Origin of the sequence: Paenibacillus sp. FSL R7-0312 (genome assembly GCF_038004445.1) — a bacterium.
Classification (GTDB): domain Bacteria; phylum Bacillota; class Bacilli; order Paenibacillales; family Paenibacillaceae; genus Paenibacillus_AQ.
Window position 1 is genome coordinate 7,104,603 of sequence record NZ_JBBORE010000001.1, and the last position, 14,144, is coordinate 7,118,746.

The 14,144-nt window shown below is 53.6% G+C and carries 9 protein-coding genes; 2 read left to right on the forward strand and 7 right to left on the reverse strand.

Features of this window, described 5'->3' with window-relative positions; all coding sequences use genetic code 11:
* Positions 1 to 72 precede the first annotated feature (72 nt).
* The 5 genes from MKX70_RS30740 to MKX70_RS30760 form a co-directional block, all read right to left on the reverse strand.
* Positions 73 to 978, reverse strand: coding sequence for a carbohydrate ABC transporter permease (locus MKX70_RS30740; protein WP_042233933.1), 906 nt, complete (start codon positions 976 to 978; stop codon positions 73 to 75).
* A 15-nt stretch (positions 979 to 993) separates the two neighbouring features.
* On the reverse strand, positions 994 to 1,878 hold the full coding sequence (locus tag MKX70_RS30745) for an ABC transporter permease (RefSeq protein ID WP_042233931.1): 885 nt from the start codon (positions 1,876 to 1,878) through the stop codon (positions 994 to 996).
* 1,095 nt (positions 1,879 to 2,973) lie between these two features.
* Positions 2,974 to 5,265, reverse strand: a complete 2,292-nt coding sequence (locus MKX70_RS30750; RefSeq protein ID WP_340841478.1) for a helix-turn-helix domain-containing protein — start codon at positions 5,263 to 5,265, stop codon at positions 2,974 to 2,976.
* 257 nt (positions 5,266 to 5,522) lie between these two features.
* The gene (locus MKX70_RS30755) at positions 5,523 to 9,488 is read right to left on the reverse strand and encodes a X2-like carbohydrate binding domain-containing protein (protein WP_340841479.1); all 3,966 of its coding nucleotides are present in this window, start codon (positions 9,486 to 9,488) and stop codon (positions 5,523 to 5,525) included.
* A gap of 617 nt (positions 9,489 to 10,105) precedes the next feature.
* On the reverse strand, positions 10,106 to 10,606 hold the full coding sequence (locus MKX70_RS30760; RefSeq protein WP_340841481.1) for a MarR family winged helix-turn-helix transcriptional regulator: 501 nt from the start codon (positions 10,604 to 10,606) through the stop codon (positions 10,106 to 10,108).
* Positions 10,607 to 10,813: 207 nt separating this feature from the next.
* On the opposite strand from MKX70_RS30760, the gene MKX70_RS30765 reads away from it, so the two are divergent.
* Positions 10,814 to 12,448 (forward strand): MDR family MFS transporter, encoded by a 1,635-nt coding sequence (locus tag MKX70_RS30765; RefSeq protein ID WP_340841482.1) that lies wholly within the window; start codon positions 10,814 to 10,816, stop codon positions 12,446 to 12,448.
* Between the two features lie 93 nt (positions 12,449 to 12,541).
* On the opposite strand, the gene MKX70_RS30770 is transcribed toward MKX70_RS30765, so the two are convergent.
* Together MKX70_RS30770 and MKX70_RS30775 are read right to left on the reverse strand one after the other, a co-directional pair.
* On the reverse strand, positions 12,542 to 13,009 hold the full coding sequence (locus tag MKX70_RS30770; RefSeq protein ID WP_042233921.1) for a MarR family winged helix-turn-helix transcriptional regulator: 468 nt from the start codon (positions 13,007 to 13,009) through the stop codon (positions 12,542 to 12,544).
* An 82-nt stretch (positions 13,010 to 13,091) separates the two neighbouring features.
* A complete protein-coding gene (locus MKX70_RS30775) occupies positions 13,092 to 13,526 on the reverse strand; it encodes a MarR family winged helix-turn-helix transcriptional regulator (RefSeq protein ID WP_042233920.1) in 435 nt (144 codons plus the stop codon).
* Between the two features lie 126 nt (positions 13,527 to 13,652).
* Here MKX70_RS30775 and MKX70_RS30780 point away from each other — a divergent pair, with 126 nt between their 5' ends.
* Positions 13,653 to 14,108 carry a CBS domain-containing protein gene (locus tag MKX70_RS30780; protein WP_042233917.1) on the forward strand — a complete coding sequence of 152 codons (456 nt, stop codon included), beginning with the start codon at positions 13,653 to 13,655 and terminating at the stop codon, positions 14,106 to 14,108.
* Positions 14,109 to 14,144: the final 36 nt, after the last annotated feature.

Sequence of the window (14,144 nt, forward strand, 5' to 3'; positions counted from 1 at the left end):
AGTTGAACAGGGTGGATATTTCTTGCTGCCGGCGGATGAACTCACCCCCTTTGCAGGTGTATATGCCAGGCCTCAGCCCTTAACGGACCCGACCAGCATCCCTTGAACGAAATAACGCTGTACAAAAGGATAAATCACCAGCACAGGCAGCGTAGCCACAACAATCAGCGCATATTTCAGAAGCTCCGCCATCTGCTGCCGTTCCACCATCGCCATCGCATCCATCGCTCCGGCACTGTTGTTCTGGATAATAATGCTGCGCAGCACCAGCTGAAGCGGGAACAGATCCGCCGACTTCAGATAGATCAATGCATCGAAATAGGAATTCCATTGTCCGACGGCGTACATCAGCACCAGCACCGCAAGGATCGGCTTGGATAACGGAAGCACTACGCTGCGGATGAACCGCATGTCACTGCAGCCGTCAATTTCACTGGCTTCAAGCAGCTCCTCCGGAATCGAGGCCTGGAAGAAAGAACGGGCGATGATCACCTGCCACACCCAGATAGCATTCGGAATCAGGAGCGCCCAGCGGGTATCGATCAGGTGCATCTGCCGGACCACCATATAGGTGGGGATCAGCCCGCCGCTGAAGATCATCGTGAACGTAATGATCATCATTAACGCATTCCGTCCAAAAAACGCTTTGCGCGACAAAGGGTAAGCAATCATAACCGTCAGGGTTACGCTGATCAGTGTGCCGGCCGCCGTATAAAAAATTGAATTGGCATAGCCGGAAACAATCTCATGCGTACTGAACAGCACCTTGAACGCCTTGAAGGAAATATCGACGGGCCAGAGCCACACCCGGCCGGAGGTTACAGCCGCCGGGCTGCTGATGGAGCTGCTGATAATGAAGATAAGCGGGTACAGTACGGCTATCACCACAAGGATGAGCACCGTATAGACCACAGTGAGGAAGATCCGGTCACCGGTGGATTCTTTGATTTTTTGGGAAATTGCTGGTGAAGCGGCCATACGAGCACTCCTTTCCTACCAGATGCTGTTGTTCGTGATTCGTTTGGCCAAGCCGTTAACCGTGAGCAGCAGGACCAGATTAATTAAGGAATTGAATAAGCCGACGGCGGTAGCGAAGCTGTAATTGGCATTCAGCAGGCCGATCCGGTACACATACGTAGCGATGATCTCGGAATTGACGATATTCAGCGGATTCTGCAGCAGATATACCTTTTCAAAACCGATCGCCATCACGTTGCCCACATTCAGAATAAGGATAATCACAATTGTCGGCACGATGCCCGGAAGGTCAATGTGGCGGATTTTCTGGAACCGTGAAGCTCCGTCCACCTTGGCGGCCTCGTACAGCGTAGGGTCGATGCCGGCCAGGGCGGCCAGATAGATTACGGCGCTATAGCCTGCGGTCTGCCAAATATCGGACCAGACATAAATTGAGCGGAACATGCCGGGCTCCCCGAGGAAATTCACCGACTGCAGCCCGAAGAAATTCAGGGCAATATTGGCGAAGCCGAGGCGCGGAGCGAGAAACAGCATAATAATCGATACCATCACCACCGTCGAGATAAAGTAAGGAGCGAAGGAGACCAGCTGGACAAACCGTTTGAACCGTCCGCCGCGGATTTCGTTGATCATCAGTGCCAGCAGGATGGGAATAGGGAACCCCGCCAGCAGCAGGAAGCCGCTAAGCAGAATGGTATTCTTCACCAGCGTCCAGAACATCGGATTCTCGAAAAAGAGTTCAAAATTCCTGAAGCCTACCCATGGACTGCCCCATATGCCTTTGATCACGTTATAATCCTTGAACGCCAGAACCGCATTCGCCATCGGATAATACTTGAAGATCAGAAAAAACAGTAAAGGCGGAATGACCAGCAGATGGAGCTGCCAGTGCTTCAGCATGCTTTTTCCGGCGTTCGAGAGCCAGCTCTGGCCTTTGCTCCGGGGAGCCGGCTTGTTGTTTAAAATCAGATTTTTCTCCAGATTAATCCCCCCCTAAAGTTGTGCCAGCGTGTACTGCGTTGGATTGTGCTCATGATTGTACCTCGTGCAAAAATCGCTTCGGAAGCGTGTGATTGGTTTCCGTATTACTTTGTTGGTTCATTTTGCGTAAAACTTGCTGGGGAAGCAGGTGTTTAAGTTTGAATGGCTAAATTGTGTGATAGCGCTTTCTCCACGACTCGATCATAAGGTCCGGTGGCGGTCTTGAACAGGTACATTTCCGTATTTTGCGTACAGTTCACCCGGATTCCGGGGGCCATTGCATACGCTTACATCCAGGATTCCGCTTATCCCTTGTCCAAATCAGGGGCACTTCTGCTCCTCATTTCCTCCTCCCGCCCACTTTTGGCGGAATCAGGGGCACTTCTGCTCCTCATTTCCTCATCCCGCCCACTTTTGGCGGAATCAGGGGCACTTCTGCCCCTCATTTCCTCATCCCGCCCACTTTTGGCGGAATCAGGGGCACTTCTGCCCCTCATTTCCTCATCCCGCCCACTTTTGGCGGATTCAGGGGCACTTCTGCTCCTCATTTCCTCCTCCCGCCCACTTTTGGCGGAATCAGGGGCACTTCTGCTCCTCATTTCCTCCTCCCGCTCACTTTTGGCGGATTCAGGGGCACTTCTGCCCCTCATTTCCTCCTCCCGCCCACTTTTGGCGGAATCAGGGGCACTTCTGCCCCTCATTTCCTCCTCCCGCCCACTTTTGGCGGAATCAGGGGCACTTCTGCCCCTCATTTCCTCATCTCGCCCACTTCCGGCGCATTTAAAGGGATTTATCCCTCTCATACTGCCATCCCGCCCACTTTCCGGGCATTTAAAGGCAGCTGCTATTTCCGGCTACCTCAACTTGGTACTAATTTAAAATGAGAAAATTTGTTTTATCAACAGTTATCTGAATGGTGTTCTTTTCTAACGATGTACTTTACCAGAAAATAAAAAAACGACCGCGCGTCCGGACCATGGACAGCTGCAGCCGCTTGAGCATGTGAAATCAGTTCTATTCGCCATGCGATTGTCGGTAGGTGCTCGGCGAAATGCCCGTCAGCCGCTTGAACGCCCGCCGGAAAGAATGCGAGCTGTTGTAGCCGACTCTGGCCGCGATCTCATCCACCGTGTACCGGCTCTCTCTCAGCAGGATTGCCGCCTCATCCATCCGTACCTTAATCAGGTGATCCGAATAATTCACCCCCGTCACTTCCTTAAACAGCTGCGAGATATATTTCTCGGGCCGCTCCACATGCTCAGCGACGCGGTACAGGGTGAGCTCAGTATCGGCGTACATCTCTGCGGTATACTGGTACATCTGCTTGATGATCTGGGTGTGCGCATCCTTCTTTTTGTTGGTGATGAATCCGCAGAGCTCTCCGGTCAGCTCAAGGAATTCTGCCTGAATACTCTCGATCGGCGACGAGGTGTCAATGTCGATAATCTGACGTTTGATGCTCTCACCGAGCGGGGACTCCATGAATATTTTTTGATCCAGCAGCTTGAGGAAGGTGCCCTTCATCTCCCCGATCAGCTGATGCTTCATCTCCATAGACAGCTCGCGGGGCCCCAGATTCTGCGCAAAAGTAGCGTCAATAATCCGCTCCGCCTCGGCCAGCTCGCCGGCACGGATCGTACTGATCAGACGCTGCTCCGTCTCCAGAGGATAATAATAGGTCGTATTCTCAATCTGCACCTCCTGATGGCGCATGACTCCTTTACGGTTCGTATATACGGCATATTCCAGTGCCTGTCTGGCCTGCTCGAAGGACTGGCTAACCTCAGTAACCGACGAGAAATACTCCCCGAAGCCGCCCTGCACTGAAATGCGGTATTCCTCAAACACCCGCTGAACCCACTGATCCATCAGGAGCTCCATCCCATCTTCCTTGCCCGCCGGCCCACCGTCAGCTGTGCTGGAGAAGAACAGGATGACTATTTTGTCCGAACCCATATCTGTCATCGGGAGCGGACCCGCCAGCTCGGCAAACGTCTGCTTCAGCAGGAGCCGGGCCGCATTCAGCTCATTCAGGATTTCAACACTGTCCATACCGGAATACCCTTTGATCTGCAGAATTCCCGCATACCCGGTTCCTTCACCCAGTCCGATATCCGCCTGCACGGCTGCCGAGACAATCTCTTCCCTGGATTCAAATTCCCCGGCGATCAGCCGTTTAAGAAAAGCATCCCGGACCAGCGGCAGCTGACGGTTAAGCTCGGTCTCCAGCAGCTTGTTCTTCGTAATCATGTCGGCGATATTCCCGCTCAGGAAGTCGAATTCATTGCGCTCGGGGCTATCCTCCTTGCCGAACTGCTCCTTCATCACGGCCAGCAGACGGTTAATCGGCATACTGTTTCTGTAGGCAAGCACAAGCCCGGCCAACAGACCGAGGAACAGGGCGCCAACCGTAATCAGCCAGGTCATATGCTTAATAGTATTCGCGTTCTCCATCAGCACACTGCGGGGAATTCCTGCCTGGTACACCCAGCCGTTCGTGCCGGAGCGGGTCGTGATCACGAGATCATCCCTGTAGAACTGGCTTACCTTATCCGCGTCAAAAAAAGGATCAGCAGCCAGCTTATCCACGTAAGCATCATTTTGCCCCTGCAGCACTATCGTATTGCCCTCTGCATCGCTGATATGTACCCAGCCTCCATCACGCTCGGTCAGCCCGGACAGCAGACTGGCGATAATCTTCTCGTCAATATTAACCACCACGACAGCCGGCGAAGAATTATTGAAGCTGTCCAGCGGCAGCGACTGCATGTAAGTAATCACTGACGTTGACGTACCTTTACTTACGTATGCGCTCAGCGGCTTAATCTCACTCCGGTGCGTACGGTCCAGAATCTCCTTTTTCCAATCCTCCAGCGGGAGATCCTTGTAGTGATAGATCTCGTAATAATGATCCGGGCGGTAGGAGGAGCCGGCAGTCAGCACCAGATCATAATTGGCCAGATAAATATAATAGTCCTGCAAAAAATCATTCGTCTGTCCGAAGGTCAGGACATTGCGCATCGCTCTCCAGATCCCGAACACATTCGTTTCACGACCTTGTTCATTCATCAGTACATTCAGTTCCTGATTTATGGCCAACTGCCGGGTAAGCCCTTCAACCTCAGCCATGCGGCGCTCCAGAATCTCCTGGCTTTTCTCCAGCTGGGTCACGCTATTCTCAATCGAAATGGACTGGGTTACAGAGATTGAAGTTTGGTACGACATGTAGCCCCCAATGCTGGGAATGATTAAGATGACCAGATAGGAGATCAGAAATCTGCGGAACACCTTGGAGTACTTGGGCATGGTAAGATTCTCCCCTCTATTGGTAGCGCTATCATAATATTAGCTTAAAACAATTTGCCGTCCAGTCAAGCTTTTGTCCTGCGCCCCCGCATGGCGGCAATCGGGAATTTAATAAAAAGCAGCGATGCAGGCCGGCATCACTGCTTTTTATTAGTAATTCCGATCTCGCTGCAGACCACTGCCGCCCGGCGCGAGATTCGCGCGAGCGGCAGTGCAAGCGGATGATTAACATTAGTCAGATGTTAGAAATCTAGGAATCAGGAGCCGCTGAACTGCTCACCCCCTCTGTCTGCAGGCTTCCAGGCATGATTCACCGAAGCCTCCATGATGTCAGCATAAGCCCAGTGGGTAAGCGGAACATCCCGCCACGGGGTAACTGCCATCCCGCGTAATGGTCCTCTGCCGGTAAGTCTGTTAATCACCGTAACCGCCTCTGCCCGCGTTAACGGATTGCCGGGCTTGAAGCTGCCGTCGCTGTAGCCGCTCAATATTCCGGCACCCTGCGCCTTCAGGATGGCTGCCTCTGCCCAGTGCCCGGCAATATCCGGGAATCCGCGGCCTGCCGCCGTGTCTGCCGTGTCTGCCGGTATCAGTACGGCTGCCAGACTCGCCATCTCGGCACGGGTAATCAGCTTCCCGGGCCTGAAGCTGCCGTCACTGTAGCCAGTCATAAATCCGGCTTCGGCCACAGCGGATATCGCCGCCGCTGCCCAGTAATCTGCGCTTACATCACTGAACGATGCCGCTGTTCCGCCTGCCTCCGGAGTGATGGCTGCGAACAGCAGTGACGCCATCTCGGCGCGGTTAATTTTCTGGTCCGGCTTAAACAAGCCGTCCGGATATCCTTTGGCATATGCAGCATGCTGCTCCTCTGCAATGCCCGGCGTAGAAGACGGAGCCACTGCTGGAGACGGTGTAGGCGTCCCGGTCACTGCCGGTGAAGCGGTTGCTGCCGGAGCCGGATTGCCTCCGGTTTGCGCGGTGGCTCCGGGCTGTGGTGTGGCTGTAGCTTCCGGCGTTGCAGCAGGTTCCGGCGTTACACTTGGAGCCGGTGTTGCCGTCGGCTCTTCACCCGGACCCTCGTTAGCAGCCGGCAAGGTGATTCTTAACTGATCGGCCAGCATAAGACTGCCTGATTTCTTCTCGGCCTTCAGCACATGCGAGCCTGCCTCCAGTCCCGTAATCACGACAATACTCTGCAGGATCTGCCGGTTCGCGCTATAGGCGCTGGCTGTCTGCCGCAGTTCGCCGTCCACGTACAGCTCAATGTCTCCCAGTTCAGGGCCTGTCGGCCCTACGAGTGAAATCCCGCTACCCGTGAAGGCATATTCGACATAATCACCATCATGCTCTGTGTAATGCACATCGTTCTGATAATCACCGCTGAATTCAAAGGTCAGCGTAAGTGTTCCAGCCGGCTGAGCGGCCAGATAGGACTTCGCGAGCGTGACTGTACTGCCGGAGAGTGTATAATCCGTACCCTCCACCAACGTGTAAGACCCTTTGCGGATACCCCCGAACAGGCCCGGCTGCCGGAGCAGCGTCACGTCTATATCGGCCTGAGCCGCAGCTGCCTTGTCGAAGACAGCTTCCACAGGATTAACGAGGTCGGGAATTTCCACTTTCAGCATATCCAGCAGCATGAACCGGCCTGACTTCTTCACTGCCCGCAATGTATGAATGCCTTCCGGAAGACCGGAAATGCTGTACAGATTCTGCTGGGCCAGCCGGCCGTTCCGGTACGCGCTTACGGTTTCTTTGAATTCTCCATCGACATAGATATCCATATCCCCCTGCGAGCTGTCTACTTCGGTATACAGACTGATCCCTGTCCCGCTCAAGGCGTACTCGAAGGAATCACCATTAATCTCGGTGTACTGCACATCATCCTTGTAATCTCCCATGTTTCTTCCTGTACTGCGCGACCAGGAGCCATTATAGGTAATTCCCGGATCATCATTGTTGATCTGTTCGTAGCGTACTGTAGAGGAGCCTGTGATCTGGACAGTGAACAGCTCGCTGCTTCCTCCGTCGAAGCTAAGCGCCAGCTCCGTCCGGCCGGATGGCTGGTTGAACAAATACTCCTTATTCAGGATGACTGTGCTGCCGTCAGCGGTGTAATCGGCGCCCGGCAGCAGGGCAACGCCATTATTCGTGATTGCCAGCAGCGAGTCGCTGCCGGCCGCCAGTGCAACCACCAGATCCGCCTGGTTGCCGGGGGCCTTGTCGAAGCTGCCTGCCTGCGGATTAATCAGCTGGCCTGCCGTAATCCGCAGCGCATCAAGCAGCATATATTGGCCGGAGTCCTTGACCACCCTCAGAGTATGTTCACCCTCCGCCAGCCCAGTTGCGCTATATACTATCTGCTGGGCCTCCTTATCTCCGGACGTATACGTGCTCACCCGGTCGGGACTTGCGGCATCGTCCAGATACACCAGCATATCGCCTTGTGCCGGGTCCTTCTCCGTCAGCAGCTCAATTCCCGTACCGCTAAAGGTATACTGAAAATAGTCCCCGTTCTGCTCCGTATAGTGCACATCCGCCCTGTGGTCTCCGGCAGATCTGCCGGTCGAGGCTGACCAGGAGCCGCTGTAGGCAATAGCCGGATTGCTGTCGTTGACATAGACTGAACGGGTAACCGAAGCTCCGCTGCCTGTTCCCGGATCACTCGGATCTGCTCCAGCTTCCCCTCCAGCTCCGCCTCCCTGTTGCCCGCCGTCCCCCGGCTCTCCTTCACCCGGAGCCGGGGAGGAATCCGTGATGCTAATATTCATATCCTGGCTGCCGGGGACCTGCTCCTTCCCGCCGTTACGCTGCCAGGAGCCGGTGTAGCGCAGTCCGGTATCATCATCGTTAACAATCGAGGTGCCCTCCTTGGCTGTCACTTTGAACATCCGCGAAGCATGCGGTTCAAGCGCACCTGCATTGTAACCGTCCTCGAAGGTTCCAAGCTCCGTGTGGCTCCAGAGATCGCGGACAGAAGCGGGACCTTCGAGTCCGATATCGCTCCACTTCACCTCCACTGCTGCACTGCGGCTGCCGAGATTGAACAGCGCCACATTGTAGGTACCGTCGCCGTTATTCGCATACCAGACCTGCTGCTTCGTATCCATCGACACCGGATGGGCAGGACGCCCGGACTGGTTGACGGCAATGACCTCGTCATTCGTCAGCAGCTGCAGGCCATAGTCGTCAAGCCGGGTCATGTCGTTGCCGATATAGAGCTGCGCCGCAGACACCGCCCAGAAGGTCATGGCTGTCTGCCGTTCATCCTTGGTCAGACCGTCCATTGCTCCGTTCCCGACATTCAGCGAATCGAAGTCATTCCATCCGCCGGGACCGGCATCCCGCCACCATACGGCAGCATCCGGGAACAGCCGGGCGATATTGGCCCACTGGGTTAATCCCACATTGCTGTCGTAGGCTTCAACATCCCACTGGATCCGCCAGCCGTTGGCGTATTTCTTCCAGAAGTCCACATAATTATGATCGAGCGCCCAGGAGAGCTCGAACCAGATGTCATGCCGGGCCAAAGCCTTGGACCAGGCTTCCACATCGCCGCGTGCATCAAGACTCAGATTGTTGATTCCCGACCCCGGAGTTACGCTGTCAAATTTGACGAAGTCGATCCCCCATTCGCCAAGCATATCGGCGATGGAATCAATATACTTTTGCGCGCAGGGGTTGCTGAAATCGATCTTGTAGCTGTAAGCATTCCAGGCATCCACGATCTTGAGCGGCTGCACGGCAATGTCCTGCATCCGGCATTCACCGGCAGTTCCATAGATTTCAAGATTCTGATTATAGGCGTCGATGGACAACCCGGGAATCAGATAGATTCCGATCTTCTGCCCATTGTTATGGACATAGTCGATGACATCCTGAAAACCGTCCGGATAGCGCTCTGTACTCGGAATCGGCCTGCCGTATTCATCCATACTGCCGTTCCAGCCTGCGTCAATATTAATATACTCATAGCCGTGCTGCTGCAGCTTCTCATGCATGGCATCCGACTGCTTCTTGATGCTGTCCGCCGATATCCAGTTCCCTGAAGGCTCATACACCTGCATACTGAAGCTGCTCCAGCCCATATAAGGCTTCTGCGCCAGTTCCTTGTCAGCTGCCTCTGCCACATTCTGCCCGGTTCCCGCAAGTCCGGTTTGTGCGGCTGTCATGCTCAGCATCAGCAGGCACAAGCCGATTTTCTTACCCAAAGACTTCAAATATCCCAGCTCCCCTCGGCAATTTATAAAGCGCTTTCTATTTCTGCCGCAACTTGCTCATTGCATGCTCTCTGCTTACTCATGGTGGAACGGCGAATAATGGTAGCGCTTTCCATACGAGTTGATCATAGGCGGTTGCCGCCTTCCTTGAATAGGTACATCTGCGGTGTTTGGCGTACAGCTGCCCCTGTTCGCGGGGGACAAAACTCAGGCGGGCATCCAGTTTCCCTGCAGTTATTGCTCCTTGTGATGGTGAATGGTGCTCGGAGATTAGTTGAATTTTCTCCGCCTAATTTTTCCTTTTCCCTCGTTCTTCTCCGATCCGTGTGGCAGCAAGTGCTATTTCTCCAACTAATCTACCGTATACAGAAGTTCCTGCGTTAATAGATGTCGTTTTTCCACTTAGCTGCCCTTCTCTTCTTTACGTGTGGACCCAGCAGAAATTGCCTGCTGTGGAGAGGACATTGCACAATCTGCGGTACATCAAGCAACAGAAAAACCGCCTGAAATCAGACGGTTAACAAAAGTGGAATTTATGGTTTAAAGTCTTCATCGCTTACAGGGTTACAGCTTACAGGGTTACAGCTTGCAGGGTTATAAATTACCCGGATTCCGGCTCATTCGGACGGATTCCCCATCACACGTGGCCGCACCTCGTTCACGGCTTCCATCAGACGGCCGCAGGTTGAGATCAGCTGATCAATCTCCTCCCCGCCCACCTTATCGATAATCTCGGCCAGCACACCCGAATAACGGTCCATTCTGCTGCCGAATACCGCCTGGCCTTTGGCCGACAGGCAGATATAGATGACCCTGCGGTCGGTTTCGGACATTACACGTTCAATGTATCCCTTCTCTTCCAGCGCACTGACCATTTGTGAAGCCGTCGGCCGGCTGACCTGCATCAGCTCACTTAACCGGGAGACCATCAGGCCGCGGTACGGGCCTCCCCGTTCCTGTTCATCCGCCTCCTGCTGCTTCATGGCTGCATGAATGACAAACATCGTTACAAATTCTCCATGCGGGATAGAGTCTAGGCTCTGCTGACGGGGGGTTAGGCGTTTTATATTTTCCAGTGCGATAAGCAGCTGCCTTTCCCGGCTGTCCTGGATACTCATGAGACACCTCCGATCTATACCATTAGATTACCTACCTAACATGTGAAAATCAATACAAACCGCTATTCTCTGCTGGCAAAAAAATAAAAATATTGTGGTGTTTAAACTATTTGTGTATTATACATAAAAGGTAGTTTGGCTACCTAATTAGACTATCATAAAATGCCAAACTATAATACGTTCAGGATCAAAGGAGAGTACCCTGCCATGGAGCATCTCACGCAAAAAAAGAAAGTAACCATTATGGTCGCCTTAATGGCGGCGATGTTCTTCGCGGCGATCAATCAGACGATTGTCGGCACCGCGATGCCCCGGATTATTGCCATCCTGGGCGGAATTGAGCATTACACCTGGGTAATCACCATCTATATGCTAACCTCCACCATTGCCACGGTGCTGGTCGGTAAGTTATCCGATATCTACGGCCGCAAGCCCTTCCTGCTCGCCGGGATCGTTATTTTCATCATCGGGGCCTTCCTGTCAGGCTTGTCTGACAACATCTATCAGATGATCACCTACCGCGGGATACAGGGCGTCGGCGGCGGGATTCTGATGTCGGCCACCGTCACTGCCGTAGGTGACCTGTTCGCTCCCCGGGAAAGGGCGAAGTGGACGGGAATTATGATGGCCATCTTCGGATTCTCCAGCGTAATCGGCCCTACCCTCGGCGGATTCATGGTCGATCATATGGATTGGCGCTGGATCTTCTGGATCTTCCTGCCACTCGGAATTGTAGCCTTCATCATGATCTGGAGAATGTTCCCGAAAAGCACGCGCGCCGTTTCCGAAACGATCGACTATCCGGGTTCCATCTTCCTGTCCCTCAGCATCGTCGCCCTGCTGCTCGGCTTCTCCTGGGCAGGCACCAAATATGCCTGGAGTTCACCGGAGATTCTCGGACTGTTCGCGGCTGCCATTGCCAGTGCAGTCATTCTGATATGGATCGAGCGCAAGGCCAAGAGTCCGGTGCTCCCCCTCTCCCTGTTCAAGAATTCGATTGTCACCCTCTCGATGATTATCGGCTTCCTGATGAATGCGGGCATGATGGGTGCAATGATCTATCTGCCGTTCTTCGTGCAAGGGGTCGAGGGCGTGTCCCCGACCAATTCCGGCTTCATCAACATGCCGATGTCGCTGATGATGATTGTGCTCAGCACACTGGCCGGCCGCTGGATCTCCAAGTCCGGTAAATACAAGCGCTACGCCATGATCGGCATGCCGTTTATGGTCGCCGCCATGATTATGATGGCCTTCATGAACAGCATCGTCATGGCTGTGGCCAGCATGATCGTGTTCGGGATTGGCCTCGGGCTGGCCATGCCGGTATTCACGCTGACCGTACAGAACGCCGTGGCTCCGCAGATGCTGGGCGTAGCTACGGCTACCAACACCCTATTCCGCAACCTTGGCGGAACCATCGGGATTGCCGTTATGGGTACCGTGATGAACACAACCCTTACGCATAAGCTGGAATCTGTGGTAGCCTCAGGCAAAGGCCCTGACCTGTCCAAGCTTGATCCGGAAGCCGCTAAGCAGCTTACAGCCTTCATGAATCCGCAGCTGCTGCTCGACCAGCCCAAGCTGAAGGAGCTGCACACCACGCTGCCGGAGCAGATCCGGCCGCTCTTCAATCAATTGATTGAGATGCTGCGCGGGGCGCTGAGCGACTCCCTGACGGTAGTGTTCCTGAGCGGTACTGCGCTGCTCGTTATTGCAGCCGTGCTTGTTCTGTTCCTGAAGGAGATCCCGCTGCGTTCCAGCGAATCTAAGACAGAGGCTGCCGCAGAGGAAGCCGGTGCAGGAAGCAAGCTGCGGAAGGAGACTGCGACCGCAGGGCATTAACAGCTCCGGAGTTCATCCTGAAAAAACAAAGAGATGTCCCGCAGCTGCAGCTGTGGGACATCTCTTTGTTTATACAATGCTCAACATTACTGTTCAGAAATCATTCTGCTGGCTGTTCAGCTGCTCGAAATATTCGTACACCCCGTTCAGCAGCTCGCTTAAGGTCTCGCTTCGTTCTTTGCCGAGATGGTCAATCATCCCCTGGAAGGTCTCCCGGGATTTCGCCACCGCCATATCGGCAAGATGCGCTCCCTTGTCCGTTAAAGTAATGTCGCTGATTCTGCGGTCCTGGCTATCTGGCGTGCGGACAGCGTATCCTTGGGCAATCAGGCTGTTCACCATCTGCGTGACCGTGGGAGAAGTCACTTTGAGGAGCTTGCTGATATCGGAAACCGTCCGCCCCTTGCTGCCTTCCTGCTCCATGCCCTTCTTGATCGAGACCAGCACACGGATTTCACTCGGCTTCAGTCCCCAGAGCGTCGTCTTGCGCCAATTCATCCGGGCAAACTGCTGAAAGGCTTCTATTAAATCATCAATATGTTCATATTTATCTTCGTTCATCGGTACACCCCATAAGCTTTATTAACTTAAGTATAGCCCAAATTAGCCCAAACCCTCCACTAAGGAAACAGCACTGCCCTGATTAATCCTCTTCCAGAAAAGCCGCATTGAATTTCCGCAGCAGCTCGCCGAAGGAATCTCCCTCTTCATCCGACCAGTTTACCAGCAGCTTGCCCATAATTTCCTGCCGCATCTGCCGGTTCTCATCCAGAATTTCTCCGCCCAGCTCCGTAATCTGCAGGGTATAGGCCCGTCCATCCACAGGGTCTGGTACACGGATGATATATCCCTTGTTCTCCAGTGCAGCTGCCTGCCTGCTGACGGTGGAGATATCCAGCTGGAATTCATCAGAGAGAGCCTTCACTCCGGCAGTTCCGTTATTAAAAGCAATCTGATGCAACAGCAGGTAGGCCGCCCGGTCGAGATTGCCGATTTTTTTGTACGTGGTAAGCGAAGTCAGCCGGCGGACAAGAACCGCCATTTCCAGCTCTATCGTCTCTATTGAACGTTTCTCCATGCAGTCCCATCCTCTTCTTCATCATCTTCTTCTTCATTGACATCATTCTTTCCACTTGTATAATACAAGTATATACTTTCATTATGCAACTTATTTTTGCATACATACTTTTCAGGGGGAACCTATATGAAAGCCCATGAGTTCATGATCCGACAGGTCTACAAGGTCAAGCAGGAAGACACTGTACGGACTTTTATCGAGAAATGCATCACCCACCGGATCAGTGGCATGCCTGTAGTCAATGACCGGAACGAGATTGTCGCTTATTTGAGCGACGGAGATATTATGCGCTATATCGGCAGGCATGAGGATCTGATTGTGGATTCTTTTTTCCAGATCAATGTATTCGTCGGGGATAATGATGAGTTCGAAGAACGGACGCGCAAGCTGCTGAGTCTGAACGTTATGGCCATCGCCAAGAAGAAAGTGGTCACGGTGCACTACGAAGAGGACATTGAACAGATCGCCACCATACTTGGCAAAAAGCAGATCAAAAAGGTCCCCGTTGAGCGTAACCGTGTGCTGGTCGGCATCATCAGCCGCGGCGATGTGATCCGCCATTCCTTCAAGGCTCTGCTCTAGCCCCGGTCCCGCCTGCAAGACAGCGTTAGCCGCCAC